General features: G+C 65.5%; 17 protein-coding genes and 2 riboswitches. Of the genes, 2 read left to right on the top strand and 15 right to left on the bottom strand.

Features of this window, described 5'->3' with window-relative positions; all coding sequences use genetic code 11:
- Positions 1 to 26: 26 nt before the first annotated feature.
- The 3 genes from bktB to C8C96_RS17170 all read right to left on the bottom strand — a co-directional run bounded on the left by bktB (position 27) and on the right by C8C96_RS17170 (position 2,619).
- A complete protein-coding gene (gene bktB, locus C8C96_RS17180) occupies positions 27 to 1,211 on the bottom strand; it encodes a beta-ketothiolase BktB (RefSeq protein WP_121943080.1) in 1,185 nt (394 codons plus the stop codon).
- 91 nt (positions 1,212 to 1,302) lie between these two features.
- Positions 1,303 to 2,064: an SDR family NAD(P)-dependent oxidoreductase gene (locus C8C96_RS17175; RefSeq protein WP_121943079.1), complete on the bottom strand. Its 762-nt coding sequence runs from the start codon at positions 2,062 to 2,064 to the stop codon at positions 1,303 to 1,305.
- 39 nt (positions 2,065 to 2,103) lie between these two features.
- On the bottom strand, positions 2,104 to 2,619 hold the full coding sequence (locus C8C96_RS17170; RefSeq protein ID WP_056746174.1) for a MarR family winged helix-turn-helix transcriptional regulator: 516 nt from the start codon (positions 2,617 to 2,619) through the stop codon (positions 2,104 to 2,106).
- 75 nt (positions 2,620 to 2,694) lie between these two features.
- Here C8C96_RS17170 and C8C96_RS17165 point away from each other — a divergent pair, with 75 nt between their 5' ends.
- Entirely contained in the window at positions 2,695 to 3,600 is a 906-nt protein-coding gene (locus C8C96_RS17165; protein ID WP_121943078.1) for an EamA family transporter, read from the top strand.
- A 72-nt stretch (positions 3,601 to 3,672) separates the two neighbouring features.
- Here the strand turns inward: C8C96_RS17165 and C8C96_RS17160 are convergent, their stop codons facing one another.
- Together C8C96_RS17160 and C8C96_RS17155 are read right to left on the bottom strand one after the other, a co-directional pair.
- Positions 3,673 to 4,335 carry an RluA family pseudouridine synthase gene (locus C8C96_RS17160; RefSeq protein WP_121943077.1) on the bottom strand — a complete coding sequence of 221 codons (663 nt, stop codon included), beginning with the start codon at positions 4,333 to 4,335 and terminating at the stop codon, positions 3,673 to 3,675.
- Positions 4,322 to 6,532 (bottom strand): ATP-binding protein, encoded by a 2,211-nt coding sequence (locus tag C8C96_RS17155; protein ID WP_121943076.1) that lies wholly within the window; start codon positions 6,530 to 6,532, stop codon positions 4,322 to 4,324. The genes C8C96_RS17160 and C8C96_RS17155 overlap by 14 nt, the downstream gene beginning before the upstream one ends.
- A gap of 249 nt (positions 6,533 to 6,781) precedes the next feature.
- On the opposite strand from C8C96_RS17155, the gene C8C96_RS17150 reads away from it, so the two are divergent.
- A complete protein-coding gene (locus C8C96_RS17150) occupies positions 6,782 to 7,438 on the top strand; it encodes an NAD(P)H-dependent oxidoreductase (RefSeq protein ID WP_056067837.1) in 657 nt (218 codons plus the stop codon).
- Positions 7,439 to 7,501: 63 nt separating this feature from the next.
- Here the strand turns inward: C8C96_RS17150 and C8C96_RS17145 are convergent, their stop codons facing one another.
- From C8C96_RS17145 to C8C96_RS17100, 10 genes are all read right to left on the bottom strand, one after another.
- The gene (locus C8C96_RS17145; RefSeq protein ID WP_255424912.1) at positions 7,502 to 8,872 is read right to left on the bottom strand and encodes an MFS transporter; all 1,371 of its coding nucleotides are present in this window, start codon (positions 8,870 to 8,872) and stop codon (positions 7,502 to 7,504) included.
- Entirely contained in the window at positions 8,862 to 10,142 is a 1,281-nt protein-coding gene (locus C8C96_RS17140; protein WP_121943075.1) for an acyltransferase family protein, read from the bottom strand. Before C8C96_RS17140 ends, C8C96_RS17145 begins: the two co-directional genes overlap by 11 nt.
- A 78-nt stretch (positions 10,143 to 10,220) precedes the next feature.
- Positions 10,221 to 11,264, bottom strand: coding sequence for a MerR family transcriptional regulator (locus tag C8C96_RS17135; protein WP_121943074.1), 1,044 nt, complete (start codon positions 11,262 to 11,264; stop codon positions 10,221 to 10,223).
- Positions 11,265 to 11,268: 4 nt separating this feature from the next.
- Positions 11,269 to 11,676 (bottom strand): FKBP-type peptidyl-prolyl cis-trans isomerase, encoded by a 408-nt coding sequence (locus tag C8C96_RS17130; protein WP_121943073.1) that lies wholly within the window; start codon positions 11,674 to 11,676, stop codon positions 11,269 to 11,271.
- Between the two features lie 169 nt (positions 11,677 to 11,845).
- Positions 11,846 to 14,734, bottom strand: a complete 2,889-nt coding sequence (gene gcvP / locus C8C96_RS17125; protein WP_121943072.1) for an aminomethyl-transferring glycine dehydrogenase — start codon at positions 14,732 to 14,734, stop codon at positions 11,846 to 11,848.
- A gap of 114 nt (positions 14,735 to 14,848) precedes the next feature.
- The gene (gene gcvH, locus C8C96_RS17120) at positions 14,849 to 15,223 is read right to left on the bottom strand and encodes a glycine cleavage system protein GcvH (RefSeq protein ID WP_056067689.1); all 375 of its coding nucleotides are present in this window, start codon (positions 15,221 to 15,223) and stop codon (positions 14,849 to 14,851) included.
- An 87-nt stretch (positions 15,224 to 15,310) separates the two neighbouring features.
- Positions 15,311 to 16,453 carry a glycine cleavage system aminomethyltransferase GcvT gene (gene gcvT, locus C8C96_RS17115; RefSeq protein WP_121943071.1) on the bottom strand — a complete coding sequence of 381 codons (1,143 nt, stop codon included), beginning with the start codon at positions 16,451 to 16,453 and terminating at the stop codon, positions 15,311 to 15,313.
- A gap of 49 nt (positions 16,454 to 16,502) precedes the next feature.
- Positions 16,503 to 16,629, bottom strand: a riboswitch (glycine riboswitch).
- A 13-nt stretch (positions 16,630 to 16,642) separates the two neighbouring features.
- A riboswitch (glycine riboswitch) is annotated at positions 16,643 to 16,748 on the bottom strand.
- A gap of 5 nt (positions 16,749 to 16,753) precedes the next feature.
- The gene (locus C8C96_RS17110; RefSeq protein WP_056067693.1) at positions 16,754 to 18,031 is read right to left on the bottom strand and encodes a TRAP transporter large permease; all 1,278 of its coding nucleotides are present in this window, start codon (positions 18,029 to 18,031) and stop codon (positions 16,754 to 16,756) included.
- Complete coding sequence (locus tag C8C96_RS17105; protein ID WP_099730077.1) at positions 18,028 to 18,522, bottom strand: TRAP transporter small permease; 495 nt, start codon at positions 18,520 to 18,522, stop codon at positions 18,028 to 18,030. Before C8C96_RS17105 ends, C8C96_RS17110 begins: the two co-directional genes overlap by 4 nt.
- 125 nt (positions 18,523 to 18,647) lie before the next feature.
- The gene (locus C8C96_RS17100; protein WP_056067699.1) at positions 18,648 to 19,619 is read right to left on the bottom strand and encodes a TRAP transporter substrate-binding protein; all 972 of its coding nucleotides are present in this window, start codon (positions 19,617 to 19,619) and stop codon (positions 18,648 to 18,650) included.
- Between the last annotated feature and the right edge of the window lie 218 nt (positions 19,620 to 19,837).

Below are 19,837 nucleotides of genomic sequence, written 5' to 3'. Positions count from 1 at the left end.
TGGCAGTGTGCGCACCCGCGTGCAGGTCAGAGGCGCTCAAAAATCGCCGCAATGCCCTGGCCGCCGCCAATGCACATCGTCACCAGCGCATAGCGGCCCTGGATGCGTTGCAGCTCATGGATGGCCTTGACGGTGATGAGAGCACCGGTGGCGCCGATGGGGTGACCCAGCGAGATGCCCGAGCCGTTGGGGTTGACCTTGGCCGGGTCCAGGCCCAGGTCCTTGGTCACGGCGCAGGCCTGGGCGGCAAAAGCCTCGTTGGCCTCGATCACGTCCAGGTCGTTGACGGTGAGGCCCGCTTTCTTCAGCGCCAGCTGCGTGGCGGGCACGGGGCCAATGCCCATGTACTTGGGGTCTACGCCCGCGTGGGCGTAGGCCACCAGGCGGGCCAGGGGCTTGGCGCCACGGGCCTTGGCGGCACCGGCTTCCATCAGCACCACGGCGGCGGCGGCGTCGTTGATGCCGGAGGCGTTGCCAGCAGTGACTGTGCCGTTTTCTTTGATGAAAACGGGCTTGAGCTTGGCCAGGTCGTCCATCGTGGCGCCGGGGCGGAAGTGCTCGTCGGTGGCGTACAACACGTCGCCCTTCTTGCTCTTCAGGGTGACGGGCACGATCTGGTCCTTGAACACACCGGCCTGCGTGGCGCGCTCGGCGCGGTTGTGGCTCTCGACCGCCAGCTTGTCCTGATCTTCGCGGCTGATGCCCCACTTGGCGGCGATGTTTTCGGCCGTCACACCCATGTGGATGTTGTGGAAGGGGTCGTGCAGCGCGCCGATCATCATGTCCACCATCTTGGTGTCGCCCATGCGGGCGCCCCAGCGCATGTTCAGGCTGGCAAAGGGCACGCGGCTCATGTTCTCGGCACCGGCGCCAATGGCCACGTCGGTGTCCCCCAGCAGGATGGACTGGCTGGCATTGACGATGGCCTGCAGGCCCGAGCCGCACAGGCGGTTGACGTTGTAGGCGGGCGTGCCTTCGCCGCAGCCACCGTGGATGGCTGCCACGCGCGACAGGTACATGTCCTTGGGCTCGGTGTTGACCACATGGCCGAACACCACGTGGCCCACGTCCTTGCCTTCCACGTTGGCTCGGGCAAGCGATTCGCGCACGACGAGTGCGCCCAGTTCGGTGGGGGGCACGTCCTTGAGGCTGCCACCAAAGGTGCCAATGGCGGTGCGCACTGCGCTGACGACGACGACTTCACGGGTCATGGGGAGGTCCTTTCAGAGAAATTCAGGTCAAAACGGCTGCAAGCGCTAGTGAATCATGCGGTTGCAGCTATCAAAGTAGGAGTAAATGGGCTCACGCCTCGCGCACATCGGCCACCGGGTTGGTGCCGAAGTCTGCGCGCTCCAGCCAGGCGAGCACGCGGGTGGCGGCGTCGGAAGGCGATGTGAGCTGGCCACCCGTCTTGAGGTTGGCGAAATTCTGGCGGTCCGGGAAGGCAGCCGGGTCGGCGCCGCGCAGCTGGACCTGCATGTCGGTGTCGATCACACCGGGCGCCAATGAGCATACCTTGGCCCCATGGGGCTTGATGGCCTCGTCCAGCGCCACGCAGCGGGTGAAATGGTCCATGCCCGCCTTGGCGGCGCAGTACGCCGCCTGCGAGGCCATGGCCCGGCGGCCGAGGCCTGAGGAGATGTTGAGCACCTTGCGTGGCACGGTCCAGGTGTCCGTCGCGCCCAGGAAAGCAGCAGTGAGCTGCATGGGCGCCTCCAGCCCCACGCGCAGGGCGGTGGCCAGGTCTTCCGCGTCGCTGGCCGACAGCGGGGCGATGCGCGGGATCATGCCCGCGTTGTTGATGAGGGTGGCGCTGGCAAACGCCTGCGGGCCTTGGGCCTGCAGCCAGGCTTGCAGCTTGTGGGCCGCCTGCTCGCCCTGCGACAGGTCTTGCTGCCACTGTTCGATGGCGACGCCTGCGGCCCGGGCCTCGGCGGTCAGGTCATCGTTGGCGCTGCGGGCGATGCAGATCAGGGTATTGCCGCTGCGCAAGAGCTGCTGGGCCATGGCAAGGCCCATGCCGCGCGATGCGCCGGTAAGGATGTAGAGGTGGTTTTGAGGCATCCCGCCATGTTACTGCGCAGTACAAAGGGCCGGGTGTCTTCACTGGCCTCTGCGTGACTCCAAAGCGGACAGCAGCAGGGCCAGCCGCGCATCCAGCGCGGCCAGATCGGCCGCCTTGAGATCGGAAAGGATGCGGTGTTCGTTGGCCACATGGGCTTCCACGGCGCGGTCGATCAGCTCCAACCCTTGGGGCGTGAGCTGCACGAGCGAGCTGCGGGCATCGGCCGGGTTGGGCAGGCGCTCGATCCAGCCCTGGGCTTCGAGCTTGGCCATGCGGTGCGTCATGGTGCCCGACGTGACCATGAGCGTGGAGAACAGCGTGGTCGGCGCCAGGCAGTAGGGCGCGCCACTGCGGCGCAGCGTGGCCAGCATGTCGAACTCCCAGCGGCTCAGGCCGAATTCGGCAAAGGTTTCATCCAGCCGCCGCTCCAGCAGCGCGGCGCAGCGCTTGATGCGCCCGATGGGGCCCATGGGGCTCGCGTCCAGGTCGGGGCGCTCGCGCTTCCACTGGGCCAGGATGGCGTCGACGGCGTCGGGTTGGCGTGGGGTGGCCATGGGCTTGTGGTGGTTGATTTGTCTTGAACTCGAGATTGTATGGTAGAGTTTTTTTCTTGATTTGAAGATAAATATATGGCTGCTTCACGTGCTTCTGCAAGTTCCTCAACCTGGCTGGATGCGCTCACCACAGCGCTCGGACCGGTCATCTGGGGCTCGACCTACATCGTCACCACCGAGCTGCTGCCGCCCGACCGGCCCTTCACCGCCGCACTGCTGCGCACCTTGCCCGCGGGCTTGCTGCTGGTGCTGTGGTGCCGCCGCTGGCCGGCCTGGGGCGACTGGGTGGGGTGGCGGCGCCTGATGGTGCTGGCGGCGCTGAACATTGGTGTGTTCCAGGCGCTGCTGTTTGTGGCGGCCTACCGGTTGCCCGGTGGCGTGGCTGCGGTGGTGGGTGCCGTGGGCCCGCTGGTGGTGATGGGCCTGACCTGGGCACTGGACCACCGGCGCCCGCCCGCACTGGCGCTGGCGGCCGGGGCGCTGGGTGTGCTGGGCATGGCGGCGCTGCTGCTGTCACCCGGTGCGCGCTGGGACATGGTGGGCGTGGCTGCCGCGCTGGTGGGCACGCTGTGCATGGCGGCGGGCACGTTCTGGTCGCGGCGCTGGCGGTCTGACTTGCCGGTGCTGGCGTTTACCGGCTGGCAGCTGTTGGCAGGCGGCGTGATGCTGGCGCCGGTGGTCTGGGCGGTGGACCCGCCTTTGCCCGCACTCACCCCCACCCACATCGCGGGTTATCTGTACCTCAGCCTGGCAGGCGCGCTGGTGGCCTATGCGCTGTGGTTCCGTGGCATTGCGCGCCTGCCGTCGGTGGCGGTGTCGTCGCTGGGGCTGCTGAGCCCGGTCACGGCGGTACTGCTGGGCTGGGCGCTGCTGGGGCAGGCCATGACGGGGGTATCGCTGGTGGGCATGCTGGTGGTGCTGGCCAGCATCCTGGCCGTGCAGTGGGCCATGTCGCGCGCCGTGCCGCCGGGCGGGCGCTGATCAGCAACTACTTTTTGCTATTGAATGGATAGCGGTTGGTGCATGTTCCACTAGCGCTGTCGGGCCATTTGGCTAGAAATCGGCCGCCCACTCCAGCGCTACCTGCTCCCCGGTGGTGGGGTGCGCAAAGGCCAGGTGACTGGCATGCAGCAGCAGGCGCGGGGCCTGTGCCTGCGTGGCGGCATCGGCATACAGTCCGTCGCCCAGGATGGCGTGGCCGATGGCGGCCAGGTGCACGCGCAGCTGGTGGGTGCGGCCGGTGATCGGCTCCAGCTCGATGCGCGTGGTCTGAGCCGTAGCGTCTTGCGCCAGTGCGCGCCAGTGGGTCAGGCTGGGTTTGCCGACGGCGTGGTCGATGACGCGCAGCGGGCGGCGCTCCCAGTCGGCAGCAATGGGCAGGTCGATCTCGCTCCAGTCGCCGCCCGCTGTGCCCAGCAGCCCTTGCACCACCGCCTGGTAGCGCTTGTGCACCTGGCGCTCGGCAAACGCGTGGCCCAGACGCCGCTGTGCGTCGATGTGGCGCGCCATGAGCACCAGGCCCGAGGTCGCCTGGTCCAGCCGGTGCACGATGAGCGCGCCGGGCCAGCGCTGCTGCGCGCGGGCGCTCAGGCAGTCTTGCTTGTCGGGGCCCCGGCCGGGCACACACAGCAGCCCGGAGGGTTTGCACAGCACCAGCAGGTCGTCGTCTTCGTGCAGCGCCTGTACGCCATCTGCCACGGGTTCAGGCAGGGTCATGGCCCACGATCAGCCGCTGCACGGTGGCGCAAAGTTCTTCCACGTCATTGGGTTTGTGGATCAAGGCTTGCGCGCCTTCGGCCAGCGCCGCCTGTTCGATCTCGGCCGTGACGTAACCCGAGGCCAGGGCCACGGGCAGGTCGGGGCGGATGAGGCGGGCCTCACGCACCAGGTCCACGCCACAGAAGCCGGGCATGTTGTAGTCGGTGACCAGCAGGTCATAGGCCTGCGGTGCTGCCCGCAACGCAGCCGTGGCCTCGTGCGGGTCGGTATAGCCGCTCACCTCGTAGCCCCGGCGGCGCAGCAGGCGCTGCACCAGGAAGACCAGGGCCTGGTCGTCGTCCACGTACATCACGTGGTGCTTCTTGCCAGGCGCACCGCCGGGTGGTTCGGCAGGCTCCGGTGCAGACGTTGCGGCGGCCAGTGGCACGGCCTGCGCGGCGGGGCTGGGCTGCGCACCAGCAGTCGCATCGGTGGCGACCGGAAAGTACAGCGTGAATCGGCTGCCCTGGCCCGGCGCGCTTTGCACATCCACCCCGCCTTCGTGTGTGCGCATCACGCCATGCACCACCGCCAGGCCCAGGCCGGTGCCCTGGCCCACGGGCTTGGTGGTGAAGAAGGGCTCGAAGATGCGCTCCAGTGTGGCAGCGTCCATGCCGGGGCCGGTGTCGCGCACTGTCAGGGCCACGTAGTCGATGGGCGCGAGGCCCAGGCGCTCGGTCAGGCGCTGGTCGGGCTGCACGGTGGCGGCCTCCACATGGATGCTGCCGCGCTCGGTACCAATGGCATGGACGGCGTTGGTGCACAGGTTGAGCAGGGCCTGCTCGACCTGCGTGGCATCGGCCAGCACGGGCGGCAGGCCCGCCTGCAGTTGCATGTGCAGCTCGATGGCCGGAGGCAAGGTCACGCGCAGCAGGCGCTCGGTGTCGTGCACCACCTCGGCCAGCGACACGGCCGAGCGCTGCGGGGGCTCGTTGCGGCTGAAGGTGAGGATCTGGCGCACCAGGTCGCGCGCGCGGCGGCCGGCCTTGTCGATCTCCAGCAGGCTCTCCAGCACGGGCGAGCCGGGCGCGTGGGTGGTGCAGTCGGCCTTGGCCAGCTCCACATTGCCCAGAATGGCGCCCAGGATGTTGTTGAAGTCGTGCGCGATGCCCCCGGCCATGGTGCCCACGGCCTGCATCTTGTGCGACTCGCGCAGCTGGGCCTCCAGCTCGTTGCGGTGCGCCTCGGCCTTCTTGCGGCCGGTGAGGTCGCGGGCAAACACGGTGGTGGTTTCCCCGTCGGCATGGCGCTCGAACGACACGCTCACCTCCACGGCCAGCTCCTTGCCGCTGGCGGTGAGGGCCGTCATCTCGCCCAGCAGGGCCTGCGTGGTGAGCTGGGCAAATGCCAGCGCCTGTGCAGCGTCGGGCAAAAAACGGTCGAGCGTGCTGCCCAGCGCGTCGCTGGCGCTGCACTGGAACAGCGCGGCCGCCGTGGGGTTGAAGACGGTGATGCGCTGGTGCTGGTCCACGCAGATGATGGCGTCCAGTGCGGAGTTGATGACGGCCTCCAGCCGCTTTTCGCTGGCGCGGATCTGCTCATTGCGCTGCTGCAGGGTCTCGGCACTGTGCTGCAAGGCCTGGCGCTCGGCCAGCAGCGGGCCTTGGTCGATCACCGCGCACAAAAACTGCGACAGCGGTGGGCCGCTGGTCTGCGGTGCATCGATGTGGGCAATGTGCAGGTCGCCGGTGATGCGCGTGGCATTGCTGATGGTGAACACCACCTCCTTGACCTCGCTGTGCCCCAGGTCCTGCGCCTGGGCAAAGGCTTCGCGCACGCGCACAGCATCTTGCGGGCACACAAAGGGCATCAGCGCGGTCAGGGGCCGGTCGCGCTCGGTGGGCTGGAAAGAGCGGTGCGCCATGGAGTTGGCCTGCACCACCATGTCGTGGTCGTCCACCACCATGAGGGCCAGCGGCACGCTGGCAAACAGGGTTTCGAAGCGTTCGTACGCGCTCTCGGCCACGGCCTGGCTGTAGCGCAGCACCTTGTTCTGGTTTTCCAGCTCGGCCTGGTAGGCGCGCAGCTCGGCCACCAGGCCCTCCGCCGAAGCGCCGGGCGTGCGGGAGTGGGGGACAGGTGGGCGAGGCATGTGCTCTGCGGCTGCGGGCTGGCGGCCTGCAGGGTCCAGAAAAGACAGGTCGGGTTCACTCATGAAGGGGCGCGGTCAGCCGGGTGCGTGCCCGGGCGCTCGCCCAGGCTTTCTCAAGTGTACGCCTGCCCATCTGGCACCACGCAATGGCGGCTGCACCCTCAGAGCGCGGTTGCAAAGCGCTTGTGGGTCGATTGTTGATGAATTGCGAACAATCCGTTTCTTTGGCAGGGCTTACCGAACCACCGTGGGGTGCCTACAGTTCCACCATCGATACATCCCTTGATCCACAACTTCTTTCAGGACGCTGCCATGACCACAGACACCACTCTCGCCCAACCCCTGCTGAACAAGCTGCAATGGCGCTACGCCGCCAAGAAGATGAACCCCGCCAAGAAGGTGCCGCAAGAGAAGGTGGAGCGCATTCTTGAAGCCGCCCGCCTGGCGCCTACCTCCAGCGGCCTGCAGCCGTTCGAGATCATCGTGGTGACCGACCCCGCTGTGCGCGCCAAGATCCAGCCCATTGCCTGGAACCAGGCCCAGATCACCGACGGCTCGCACCTGCTGGTGTTTGCGGCATGGGACAACTACACGGCCGACCGCATCAACATGATGTTCGACCTGACCAATGACCAGCGTGGCTTCAAGAACGAAGGCTGGGAAAACTACCGCCAGATGCTGCTCAGCAGCTACCCCCAGCGCGATGCCGAAGTGAACTTCCAGCACGCAGCCCGCCAGGCCTACATCGGCATGAGCGCAGCCCTGATCGCTGCGGCCTTTGAAGAAGTGGACTCGACGCCCATGGAAGGCTTCGATCCCAACGCGCTGGATGAAATCCTGGGCCTGCGTGCGCGCGGCCTGCGCAGCGTCGCCATCTTGCCGCTGGGCTACCGCGCCGACGAAGGCGACTGGCTGGTGAACCTGAAGAAGGTGCGCCGCCCCCGCGAGCAGTTCGTGACCGAAGTCTGAGGATCTCCTCCTCAGGCACAAAAAAGGCTGGACAGTGGTCCAGCCTTTTTTGCGTGGGGAGCCTCAGCGTGTGGCGGGCGCTGCATCCGTCACGCGGCGCATGGGTGTGAGCACAAAGGCCAGTGCCGCCAGCACCACCAGCGTTCCGCCGCTGGCCGCGAACAGCTGGGTGAGCGTGATGCTCTTCATCACCCAGCCCGTCACAGCGGCAGAGATCGGCGCCAGGCCCATGAAGATGAACATGAACAGGCTCATCGCGCGGCCCAGCAGGGCTGGGGGGACCCGGTGCTGGATCCAGGTGAACACGCTCACCTGCATGAAGCCGCCGAGCAGTCCGATGACCAGCATCAGCACCGCGCCTTGCCACACGGCGGTGATCAGACCCAGCGGCATGAACAGCGCGCCAATGATGGCGTCGAACGCAAGAATGGTCATGCCCAGGCTGCCGAACCGCAGCCGGGGCACCATGCCCGACACCACCATGCCCAGCAGCGTGCCCGCGCCGTGGGCGCCCACGATGATGCCGAAGGCGGCGGCACCGAGCTGCGGGCTGCTGCTGGCCAGCACCGGAATGGCGATGTGGATGGGTCCCATGATGAACAGGGCAATGGCGCTCCAGTACAAAAAGCAGGTGCGCAGCTCGCTGTCACGCCAGAAGTGACCGAGGCCCTGCGCCACCGAAGCGAGCACCGCCTGTGGCGCGGCCGTGGGGGCAGAAAGGTCCGCAAGGCCCGCACGCGTCTGCACCTTGGACAGCGTCCAGGCCGACACGGTGAAGCTCAGCGCATCCAGCGCGAAGGCGATGCCGATGCCAGTGGCGTTGGCGTGTGCTGGCGCATCCGCAGCGGTGTGGGCTGCGCCACCGGCGCCAAACAGTGCAATCAACAGCCCCGCGAGCAAGGGCCCCAGGAACATGGTCAGCTGCCGCAGGCCGAGGCTGATGCCGTTGGCGGCCTGCAGCTGGGGGCGTGCCACCACCGACGGCATCATGGCCGTGCCCGCCGGAATGCTGAAGGCCGTGGCGAGCCCAATGCCCAGCGACAGCGCGTACACCATCCACAACGACAGCGTGCCCGCAAACACCAGCCCCGCCAGCGCGGCCAGCAGCACCAGGTTGACGTATTTGGTGATCATCAGCACCTGCTTGGGCGAATGGCGGTCTACCAGCGCGCCGCCGATCAGGATGAACAAGGCGCGCGGCACGCTGATGAGGGCCAGCACAGTGCCCAGCACCAGCGTGTCGCCGGTCATCTGCAGCACCAGCCAGGGCAGTGCGATCAACGTGAACTGGTCGCCCAGCATGGACAGGGCCGAGCCGCCAATCATCCAGCGGAAGTTGGGGTCCTGCAGCAGCGCGGCGCGCGGGTCTGCGGGTGGGATTGCAGGGCCTGCGCCGGGTGGGTGGGCAGGACGGGGTGAGGTGTCAGGTCGCATGAACGAGGTCTCCCAAAGAATGACGGGTGTGCGTGCGCCCCGTGAGCAAGCGGCCCACTGCGGTAAAACGCAAGCAAAGGTGGTAACTGGCCAGGCACAGGGCGGTTGTGGCCAGCACATTGATCAGCATCTTGGCCAGGGCTGGAACGGGCAGGCCGTACAGCAGCGCACCCAGGCCCATCGTGAGTGGCAGGTGCACCAGGTACACCCAGTACGAGCTGTCAGCCAGGTAGGCCAGCCAGGCGCGGGGCTGGCCGACATGGCGCAGAAACAGCCCGATCAGCGCAAAGCTCCAGAGCCACGACGCGCTGTTGTAGGCCAGTGCCATCCAGAACTGCAGGTGGCGCGTGGCCGATACGGGCGCGGCCAGCAGGTCGGTAAACGCCCCGGTGACCAGCACCAGCACAAAGGCCGATACCTCGGGCTGAGCCAGCACTTCCGAGAGCAGTGCAGTGACCAGAAAGCCCACCAGCCCCAAGCCGGCCAGCGCAGGCCAGTGCCGTTCGTAGTGCGCCATCAGTGCCTTGCGGTGCACGTGCAGGCACAGGCCAAAGCCGTAGAACAGCCCGTTGTGTATCCATTCCGCCATTGGTGGCAGGAAGGACCCGCTGGGCGTGACGATGCCGTGGTCGTAGCCCGCGCCAATCCACGCCAGGGGCAGCGTGAGCATCAGCAGGCCCGCAGGTGTGCCGCCGAGCCAGAGGGCACCGCGTTGCAGGGCCTGCTGCAGCCCTGCGGGCAATGCGCGTACCGCCCTCCATGCCACGGGCGTCAGCAGCGCCAGCCACAGCAGCATCCACAAGAACCACAGGTGCATGGTGGCTGGGCCCTGGGGCACGTTGGGGCCTCGGGGCAGCAGGCTGCGGTCTACACCCCAGGTGCCATAGGCCATGCGGTGCAGGAACATCAGCCCGAGCAGCGCACAGGCCACGAACAGCGGCGGCCATAACAGCGCAAAAGGCAGACCGAGACGGCGCAGGCGGTTGCGCACCATGCCAGCCAGCCCCTGGCGTTGGACCAGCGCCGCTACAAAGAACCCGGCGAGGATAAAAAACAAGGGCATGCGAAAGGCATGGATCACCGCCACCAGCAGGTCCGCCAGCGGGCTGGACCGGTCGTCGTGCCAAGGCAGGGGCGATGGCCGGCTCATGTAGAGCACCGAGACATGCAGCACGATGCCCAGCCACATCATGGTGGCGCGCAGGTTGTCCAGGGCGTGCAACCGCCGGGTGGGGGCGGAGGGGCTGGAAGAGGGTGTCGATCCATTCATGGGGACCGACTGTGGGGCCTCACGTTGCGTGAGGGTCAAGCACTTTCCAGTGGTTTTTTTGCAGACGGTGTGAGTGTCTCAGCGGCGCGCAGCGACTGTCGCAGCCATGGCGGGAGAGGGTGTGGCCAGCGCGAGCGCCGCCTGCAGGTAGGCGCGCACGGGCGCGCTCAGCGGCGAGCCCGCCTGCAGCAGCGGCTCGTTGGCCGACGCTGTGAGCAGCTTCTGGCGCAATTGCGCATCGCCGCGGGTCAGCTGGTCGAACAGCGTGTTCCAGCGCAGGGCCGCAGCCGCTGCGTCGGTGTGGTTCGTGGGGATTTGGCGGTCCAGCAACTGTTGTACGTCACGTTCCAGTGCCGCCCACGCGGTGTGCGGCACATGGCCCAGCGTGCGCAGGTCGTCGCGGGTCAGGTACTTCTCCAGCAGCGCCAGCCGCAGCTTGATGGCGGTTTCCACGTATTCGATCATGTCGCCGGGCGGTGCGTGGTTGCGCCCCTGCGCGCTGGGCTCGGTGCGAAACATGTGGCCCCAGCGGTCCAGCAGGTCCAGGTCCCCCCCCATCCAGTGCAGCATCAGCGCCATCCAGCGGTAGGCCAGTGCCTGCACCTCGGGCGCATCGGGAGGTAGCTGGCGGTCCATGGCGCTGCGCACCAGGTCTTTGACAACGAGCCAGTCGGCCTCGATCAGGCTCCAGTTGGTGAAGATCTGCTTGAGTTCGGTGGTGCTGAAGTATTTGCCGTAGGTGGTCATCAGCGCCAGCGCCTCGAGCCAGTTGCCCATGTCGGGCTCAGCACCCGCCATGAGGCCGTCGCGCAGCATGGTCAGGCGCCCGCGCAGTTCTGTGGCCTGCGTGATCTGCTGGTCCAGCGCCCGGATCTGCTGGCCGATGATGCGCTGGGGTGCCACCCCTTCGCCCGCCAGCAGCTCGGCAATGTCGCTGAGCGCCAGGCCCATCTGGCGCATGGTCTGGATGCCATGCAGCCGCTGCACGTCGGCCTGGCTGTACAGGCGGTACCCCGCGTCTGACCGGCCCGAGGGCTTGAGCAGCCCCACCTCGTCATAGTGGTGCAATGTGCGCACCGTGAGGCCGGTGCGCCGCGCGAGGTCACCGACCTTCAGCAGCATGGGGTCAGCGGCCCACGGAGATCAGCTCGATCTCGAAATTCAGCGTGGCGTTAGGGGGAATGACGCCACCTGCACCCCGGGCACCGTAGGCAATGCCGGGGGGACAAGTCAGCTTGGCCTTGCCGCCCGGCTTCATGCGCTGCACGCCTTCGGTCCAGCAAGGGATCACGCCATTGAGTGGGAACGAGGTGGGTTCGCCGCGCTTGTAGGAGCTGTCGAACTCCTTGCCGTCGAGGAACGTGCCCTTGTAATGCACCTTGACCGTGTCGGTGGCCTTGGGCGATTCGCCCGTGCCGTCTTTGAGCGATTCATAGACCAGGCCGCTGGCCGTGGTGACGGGTTTGGAGTTCTGGGCCATGGCGGCGGGAGCCATCACGGCGGTGGCGAGCAGAAGGCACAAGAGGTTTCGCAAAGGAGGCTCCTAAAAGGGTGAATCACAACGCAGCCCGCGATCTTATGCGTGTTCCTGCACCTGCCTGTACGGGCCCCCAACGAAAAAAGCCCTGGGCGAGCGGGCTCCAGGGCTTGCAAGAGCAATGGCTGTGGCGGCAGACGATGCAGCCGTGGCCTTGGCTGCAGGGTCAGGCGTAGTCGCTCACCGGGATGCAGCTGCAGCTCAGGTTGCGGTCACCCCACACGTTGTCCACGCGGCCCACTGGCGACCAGTATTTGTTGCTGCGCAGCGCAGCCACGGGGTAGGCAGCTGCCTCGCGGGTGTAGGGGCGGTTCCAATCGCCGCTCAGCAGGCTTTCTGCGGTGTGCGGGGCGTTCTTGAGCGGGTTGTTGTCCTGCGGCAGCTTGCCTGCTTCGATCTCGCGGATCTCTTCGCGGATGGCGATCATCGCGTCGACGAATCGGTCCAGCTCTGACAGGGTCTCGCTCTCGGTAGGTTCCACCATCAGCGTGTTGGGCACCGGGAAGCTCAGCGTGGGCGCGTGGAAGCCGTAGTCAATCAGGCGCTTGGCCACGTCTTCGGCCATCACGCCGCTGGTGTCCTTCAGGCTGCGCAGGTCCAGGATGCACTCGTGTGCCACATGGCCGTTCTCGCTCGCGTACAGCGTGGGGTAGTGATCCTTGAGGCGCGCGCTGATGTAGTTGGCGCTCAGGATGGCGGTCTCGGTAGCAGCCTGCAGGCCTTCGGCGCCCATCATGCGGATGTACATCCAGCTGATGGGCAGCACGGCTGCGTTGCCCAGCGGCGCGGCGCTGACCGCACCCACGCCACTAGGTACGCCCGCCGTGGCATGGCCCGGCAGGAAGGGCACCAGGTCCTGCACCACGCACACGGGGCCCACGCCGGGGCCGCCACCGCCGTGGGGAATGCAGAAGGTCTTGTGCAGGTTCAGGTGGCTCACATCACCGCCGAACTCGCCGGGGGCCGCCACGCCCACCAGGGCGTTCATGTTGGCACCGTCCACGTACACACGGCCGCCGTGGCTGTGCACCAGGGCGCACAGCTCTTTGACGCTGGTCTCGAACACGCCGTGCGTGCTGGGGTAGGTGATCATCACGGCGGCCAGGTTGGCGCTGTGCTGTTCGCACTTGGCTTTCAGGTCCACCAGGTCCACGTTGCCGTTGGCATCGCAGGCGGTCACCACCACTTGCATGCCCACCATCTGGGCACTGGCGGGGTTGGTGCCGTGTGCACTGCTGGGGATCAGGCAGATGTTGCGGTGGCCTTCGCCACGCGATTCGTGGTAGCCCTTGATGGCCAGCAGGCCGGCATATTCACCTTGCGAGCCTGCGTTGGGTTGCAGGCTGATGCCTGCATAGCCCGTGGCCTGGCACAGCCAGGCGCGCAGTTGCTCGTCCAGCTGCTTGTAGCCCTGTTGCTGGTCAGCGGGGGCGAAGGGGTGCACGTTGGCAAACTCGGGCCAGGTGATGGGGATCATCTCACTGGTGGCGTTGAGCTTCATGGTGCACGAGCCCAGCGGGATCATGCTGCGGTCCAGTGCCAGGTCCTTGTCGGACAGCTGGCGGATGTAGCGCAGCATGCCGGTTTCGGAATGGTGGGTGTTGAAGACGGGGTGTGTGAGGTAGCTGCTGGTGCGGCGCAGCTCGGTGGGGATCAGCGGCTCCACGCCCTTTTCAAACGCATCGAAGGTGGGCAGCGCCTGGCCGTCCTTGGCGAAGATCTTCCACAGCAGCTCGATGTCGGCTCGTGTGGTGGTCTCGTCCAGCGAGATACACAGGTACTCTTCAAAGTAAATCCGTAGGTTGGCGCCCAGGCTGATTGCCTTGGTTGCTATGGATTGTGTAGCGCCCTGGGTGTGCAGGCTTACGGTGTCGAACGTGGCCTGTGCACGCACAGGCGCACCCAGCTGCTGTAGCCCTTGCGTGAGGATGGCGGTATAGCTGGCCACACGCTGTGCGATGCGCTTGAGTCCTTCGGGGCCGTGGTACACCGAATACATGCTGGCGATCACGGCGGGCAGCACCTGGGCCGTACAGATGTTGGATGTGGCCTTTTCGCGGCGGATGTGCTGTTCGCGGGTTTGCAACGCCAGCCGGTAGGCAGGTTTGCCATGCACGTCCACGCTCACACCCACCAGGCGGCCGGGCAGGCTGCGCTTGTATTCGTCGCGGCAGGCCATGTAGGCGGCGTGGGGGCCACCGGCGCCCATGGGCATGCCAAAGCGCTGGGTGGTGCCCACCACGATGTCGGCACCTTGTTCACCGGGCGGGGTGATGAGCGTGAGGGCCAGCAGGTCGGCCGCCACGATGAAGGCAGCTTGCTTGGCATGCGCCTTTTCCACGTCGGCGCGCAGGTCGTCAATGCGGCCGCTGGTGGCGGGGTACTGGGCCAGCACGGCAAAGTAATCGCCGTCCAGCAGGGTGTTCCATTCCTCGGCCGAATTGGCCAGGCGCACCTCCAGGCCCAGGGGCTTGGCGCGGGTCTGGATGACTTCAATGGTTTGCGGGTGCGCGTCGCCTGCCACCACAAACACGTTGCTCTTGCTCTTGACCGAGCGCTTCGCCAGCGTCATGGCCTCGGCGGCGGCAGTGGCTTCGTCCAGCATGGATGCGTTGGCAATCGGCATGCCCGTCAGGTCGCACACCATGGTCTGGAAGTTGACCAGGGCCTCCATGCGGCCTTGGGAGATTTCGGCCTGATAGGGCGTGTAGGCGGTGTACCAGGCGGGGTTCTCCAGAATGTTGCGCAGGATGACGCCAGGCGTGTGCGTGCCGTAGTAGCCCTGGCCGATGAAGCTCTTGAGCAGCTGGTTCTTGCCCGCGATGGCCTTGAGTTCTGCCAATGCGGCCGCTTCGGTGAGCGGCGCAGGCAGGTCCATGCCCCGGCTGCGTGCAATGGAGCGCGGCACGATGGATTCGATGAGCGCACGGCGCGAGGCCTCGCCGATCACCGACAGCATGTGCGCTTCGTCGGCCGCGTCGATGCCGATGTGGCGGGGCAGGAATTCGGTGGCGTTTTCAAGCGCGCCAAGGGGGGTGGCGGATTGCATCAGCATGGGGCAGTCTCGTAGGTCGCAGCGGGTTGGGGGCGTTGCCGGGGAGAGGGCTCGCACCCAGCAGGGCGGCGTGCCGGGCATGGCCCGGCGCCATGCCCTCTCAGTCGGCAGGGATCAGGCGTTCTTGGCGAACTCGGTGTATGTGGCTTCGTCCAGCAAAGCGTCGAGCTGGCTCGCGTCGGCCAGCTTGACCTTGAAGAACCAGCCAGCGCCCAGTGGGTCGCTGTTGGCCAGCGACGGGTCGGCGCGCAGGGCTTCGTTCACTTCCACCACTTCGCCGGTGACGGGCATGTACACATCGGCGGCGGCCTTCACGGATTCGACGACGCCGGCCACTTCGCCCTGGGCAAAGCTCTTGCCCACTTCGGGCAGGTCCACAAACACCACGTCGCCCAGCGCGTCTTGCGCGTGGACGGTGATACCCACCACCGAGGCGTTGGCATCAGCGGCGTTGATCCACTCGTGGTCTTTGGAGAATTTGATCGTCATGGGAAGCTCCTCAAGCAAAGGAAAAAAGTAAAGGAATCTGCAATGTAAGCGGGTGCGAGCGCATTCCGGTCGATGCGCCTGGCGAAATCAGCCGCGGTAGTAGTTGGCGGGAACAAACGGCATGGCGCGCACTTCCATGGGCACCACCTTGCCGCGCACGATGGCGTTGACGCGGGTGCCGATGGCTGCAAAGGAGGGCGTGACGTACCCCATCGCCACGGGTTCGTTCACGGTGGGCCCCAGCAGGCCGCTGGTGACCTCGCCAATCTTTTGGCCGTCCGTGCTTTGCAGTTCGGTGTGTTCGCGCACCGGCACACGCTCCAGCGCCACCAGGCCCACGCGCTTGGCGGAAAGGCTGGCAGGGTTGTCGATTTGCGCCAGCACCTTGTCGGCGCCCGGGAAACCGCCCGCACGCGCGCCGCCGGTGCGGCGGACCTTCTGGATCGCCCAGTTCAGTGCGGCCTCGGATGGCGTGGTGCTGGTGTCGATGTCATTGCCATACAGGCACAAGCCAGCCTCCAGGCGCAGCGAGTTGCGAGCGCCCAGGCCGATGGGGTTGACCTCAGGCTGGGCCAGCAAGGCGCGGGCGAGTGTTTCGGCCTGCGCTGCGGGCACGGAGATTTCAAAACCGTCCTCGCCGGTGTAGCCGCTGCGGGTCACAAAGCAGTCGCAACCAGCAATGTTGAATGCTCCACCGGTCATGAACACCAGCTTCTCCACGCCGGGCGCGAGGCGGGTGAGGGCGACGGCGGCCTGTGGGCCCTGCAGCGCCAGCAGGGCGTGGTCGGGCATGGGCACCACCTTGCAGCGCTGGCCAATGCGGGTTTGGATATGGGCAATGTCGCCGACCTTGCAGGCGCCGTTGACGATGACAAACAGGGTGGGTTCGCCATCCACCACGCCCTGGTTGAAGAACATCAGGTCGTCGATGATGGTCCCCTCATCGGTGAGCAGCAGGCCGTAGCGCTGTTTGCCCACTGGTAGGTCGATCACGTCCATGGGCACCAGGGTTTCAAACGCCGCAGCAGCGTCGGCGCCGACAAGCTTGAGCTGGCCCATGTGCGACACGTCAAACAGGCCGGCTGCGGTGCGGGTGTGCACATGCTCGGCCATCAGGCCTGCGGGGTACTGCACGGGCATGGAGTAGCCGGCGAACGGCACCATGCGGGCGCCCAGCTCGATGTGCAGGGCGTTCAGGGGCGTGGTGAGCAGGGGGGCGGTGGCTGACATGGCGGAACTCCGGGGCAAATGAGGGCCGCAGCCACAAGGTGGCTACGGGATTTGCCCTGCTGTCCGCTTTACCTGAGAGATTCACCGCAGCGCCCTGGCTGGCCGTGCGGTTTGCTCCTTCGGTGGATGGCCTCAACACGCGGTGCGGTGGGCCATCTCTCTCCAGCAAGGGAACGCCCGCATCGCTGCGGGCGGTTGTCAGTCCTTTTGCCTGAGCGTTCGGCGGGTGCCTGCGCCTTCGGCGGTGCTGCGCGTCCTGAGGACAAGACGGAGCACTCTCTCCTGACCCGACGATTCTAACTACTTTGCGTAGACCAGATCCCGAAGTGCCAGCGAGATCGATGGCACATAGGTGATGATCATCAGGCACACCAGAATCACTCCGACAAAGGGAAGCAGGTGCTTGATGATCCGGTCCAGCGAGATTCTGGCCACCGTGCAGGCTGCGAACAGGTTCACTCCAAAAGGCGGCGTGATCATTCCAAGTGCCAGGTTCACCACCATGATGAGACCGAAGTGCACAGGATCAATACCGAAGTGCATGGCCACGGGCGCCAAGATGGGGGCCAGCACAATGATTGCCGCGCTGGTCTCGATAAACATGCCAATCACGAACAGCGCAGCGTTCACGCCCAGCAGGAAGAGGGCGGGGGACTGCAGCACCGCCTCTAGCCAGCGGCCAATCGCGTCTGGCACGCCAGCCCGCGTGATGAGGAACGCAAACAACCCTGCGTTGGCAATGATGAACATGATCACTGCCGATGAGATGGCCGACTTGCGCAGGATGGCGAACAGGTCCTTGAGCTTGATCTCGCGGTAGATGACGATGCCGACAACCAGTGCGTAGAACACGGCGACGGCAGATGCCTCGGTGGGGGTGAACACACCGCCATAAATGCCGCCGAGGATGATCACGGGCATCAGCAATGCCCAGCCCGCCTGCAGCGTAGCTTTGCCAAAGGGCATGCGCCCATCGCCGTCGTTTTTGCCCCAGCCCTTGTACTTGCAGTACAGCCAGACAAACAGCATCAGAGCACCGCTGATCAGCAGCCCGGGGCCGAAGCCCGCGATGAACAGCTCACCAATCGACACCTCGGCACTCACGCCGTACAGGATCATCGGGATGGAAGGCGGGATGATCACGCCCAGCTCGGCACTGGTGGCCTGTAGAGCAGCGGCGTAACTCGTGGGGTAGCCGTGCTTGATGAGCGCAGGAATCAGGATGGCGCCAATCGCAAACGTGGTGGCGACCGACGAGCCCGACACGGCCGCAAAGATCATGCAGGTCAGCACACAGGTCATGGGCAGGCCGCCCTGCACGCCGCCGACGATGCTCTTGGCAAACTCCACCAGACGGCGCGAGATGCCGCCAGTTTCCATCAGGTTGCCCGCGAGGATGAAGAAGGGGATGGCTGCCAAAGGAAACTTGTTGATAGCTCCGAACATCTCCTTGACGGAGATGAGCATGTTCGCATTGGAGGCCTGGATGCCCAGGATGGAAGCCAAACCGATGGACACAGCCACTGAGACGGTGAGTGCAAAGCACAGCACCATCGTTGAAATCATGACCAAACTCATTGAGCAGTCTCCAGTTCCATACGCAGAGGATCAATGAGGTTGCCGATGATGCCGACCACACAAAAAAGGCCACCCACAGGCATGGCGAGGTAAGCCCAGAACATGGACACGGATTCCAGCCCGGCCATGCTTTGCACGCCGCCCCGGCGTGCATAGTCCCAGCCGTACCAGATGATGATGCCGATGAGGACCAGGGCTGCCAGTGCGACCACCCAGTCCAGCATCCGTTTGATGCGCGGCGGACTCCAGCGGTACAGCACGTCCACACTCACCATCGCGCCCTGGCGAAACGCGGCCGGAATGGCCAGGAACACCATCCAGATCAGGCTGAAGCGGATGAGCACTTCGGTCCATTCAGCAGGCTGCTCCAGCACAAAGCGGGTCACGATCTGGAACATGCCCAGGGCCGAAGCCAGGGTCAGCATGGCGCAAGCGCCCAGCATGGCGATGAAGGTGGTCCATCGCTCAAAGGTAAGAAAAGCGTTTTTCATGGGGCGGTGCCAACCATGGGTAGGTGGGAGGTGATCAGAACCATCGATCGTTCAAGAATAAAAACGCCCGATAGCGCAATGGCTACGGGCGTTATCAGCTACAAAGGTAATAGCAATGAACAGGATTATTTGACGTCGCGGATCTTGTCGATGGCAGCCTTGCCGAACTGCTTTTCAAACTCGGCGTTGACGGGGGCCAGTGCCGCCACAAACTTGGCCTTGTCCACGTTGTCGATCACGGTCATGCCCTTGGCGCGGAGGTCGGCCACGCCCTTGGCGTCGTCTTCGTCCACGCGTGCACGGTTGGCCTTGGTACCTTCTTTCGCGGCATCGATGAAGGCCTGCTTGTCCGCCGCCGAGAGCTTGTCGAAAGCTGCCTTGTTCATCACGAAGATGCAGGGCGAGTACACGTGGCCGGTGAGCGTGAGGTGCTTTTGCACCTGATCGAACTTGGCCGAGATGATGACGGACAGCGGGTTCTCCTGACCGTCCACCGTGCCTTGTTGCAGCGCCGTGAACACTTCAGGGAAGGCCATGGGCGTGGTGATGATGCCGAAGCCCTTATAGGCGGCGATGTGCACGGGGTTCTCCATCGTACGCATCTTCAGGCCCTTCAGGTCGCCGGGCTCTTTCACGTCGCGCTTGCTGTTGGTCATGTGGCGGAAGCCGTTCTCGGCCCATGCCAGCGCCTTGAAACCCTTGGCGTCAAACTTGGACAGCAGGTCCTGGCCGATCGGGCCGTCCAGCACGGCCCGTGCGTGCGCCTTATCGCGGAACAGGAAGGGGACATCCAGGATTTTGGTCTCAGGCACAAAGTTGGGCACTGGGCCTGTAGAACTGAACGCCAGCTCTTGTGTCCCCAACTGCACCGCTTCAATCGACTCTCGCTCGCCACCCAGTGCACCGTTGTAGAAGGTCTGTACCTTGTAACGGCCCCCTGTGCGTTTTTCGACCTCTTTGGCAAACGTGTCGATGGCTACACCCTGGTGGGAGTTCTGGGCCGTCGAGATGCTGATGCGCATAGTGGTCTGCGCAGCAGCGGTGGCCACAAAGCCGAGCGCAAGGCTCAGTCCAACGACGAGTTTGGTCAATTGCATGGTGTCTCCTGTTGATGTTGGGGCAGGGGAACGGGGCACTTGGGCTCCTTGCAGAGCAACCCCTGGCCTCAGTCAAATTATGGCGGTGCAGCATGGCCGCAGGCATCCGGGTTTGTGCTGGTAAGCGTGCTTATCAACTGGTCAACCCCGCGTTTGCAGTTGCATTGGCGACACCTCTTTGGAATGGGGCGCCGAGGTTCGTACACAGGACGCATGCC

The organism is Acidovorax sp. 100, from assembly GCF_003688355.1.
Taxonomy (GTDB): domain Bacteria; phylum Pseudomonadota; class Gammaproteobacteria; order Burkholderiales; family Burkholderiaceae_C; genus Acidovorax; species Acidovorax delafieldii.
The sequence above is the reverse complement of the archived record's forward strand: the minus strand, read 5'-3'. Positions and strand labels throughout refer to the sequence as shown.

Coding starts and splice junctions, on each gene's coding strand:
- gcvP (WP_121943072.1), bottom strand. CDS start 14,734: ATGCTGATGCAATCCGCCACCCCCCTTGGCGCGCTTGAAAACGCCACC.
- bktB (WP_121943080.1), bottom strand. CDS start 1,211: ATGACCCGTGAAGTCGTCGTCGTCAGCGCAGTGCGCACCGCCATTGGC.
- C8C96_RS17160 (WP_121943077.1), bottom strand. CDS start 4,335: ATGACCCTGCCTGAACCCGTGGCAGATGGCGTACAGGCGCTGCACGAA.
- C8C96_RS17170 (WP_056746174.1), bottom strand. CDS start 2,619: ATGGCCACCCCACGCCAACCCGACGCCGTCGACGCCATCCTGGCCCAG.
- C8C96_RS17155 (WP_121943076.1), bottom strand. CDS start 6,532: ATGAGTGAACCCGACCTGTCTTTTCTGGACCCTGCAGGCCGCCAGCCC.
- gcvT (WP_121943071.1), bottom strand. CDS start 16,453: ATGTCAGCCACCGCCCCCCTGCTCACCACGCCCCTGAACGCCCTGCAC.
- C8C96_RS17105 (WP_099730077.1), bottom strand. CDS start 18,522: ATGAAAAACGCTTTTCTTACCTTTGAGCGATGGACCACCTTCATCGCC.
- C8C96_RS17150 (WP_056067837.1), top strand. CDS start 6,782: ATGACCACAGACACCACTCTCGCCCAACCCCTGCTGAACAAGCTGCAA.
- gcvH (WP_056067689.1), bottom strand. CDS start 15,223: ATGACGATCAAATTCTCCAAAGACCACGAGTGGATCAACGCCGCTGAT.
- C8C96_RS17145 (WP_255424912.1), bottom strand. CDS start 8,872: ATGCGACCTGACACCTCACCCCGTCCTGCCCACCCACCCGGCGCAGGC.
- C8C96_RS17110 (WP_056067693.1), bottom strand. CDS start 18,031: ATGAGTTTGGTCATGATTTCAACGATGGTGCTGTGCTTTGCACTCACC.
- C8C96_RS17135 (WP_121943074.1), bottom strand. CDS start 11,264: ATGCTGCTGAAGGTCGGTGACCTCGCGCGGCGCACCGGCCTCACGGTG.
- C8C96_RS17175 (WP_121943079.1), bottom strand. CDS start 2,064: ATGCCTCAAAACCACCTCTACATCCTTACCGGCGCATCGCGCGGCATG.
- C8C96_RS17165 (WP_121943078.1), top strand. CDS start 2,695: ATGGCTGCTTCACGTGCTTCTGCAAGTTCCTCAACCTGGCTGGATGCG.
- C8C96_RS17140 (WP_121943075.1), bottom strand. CDS start 10,142: ATGAATGGATCGACACCCTCTTCCAGCCCCTCCGCCCCCACCCGGCGG.
- C8C96_RS17100 (WP_056067699.1), bottom strand. CDS start 19,619: ATGCAATTGACCAAACTCGTCGTTGGACTGAGCCTTGCGCTCGGCTTT.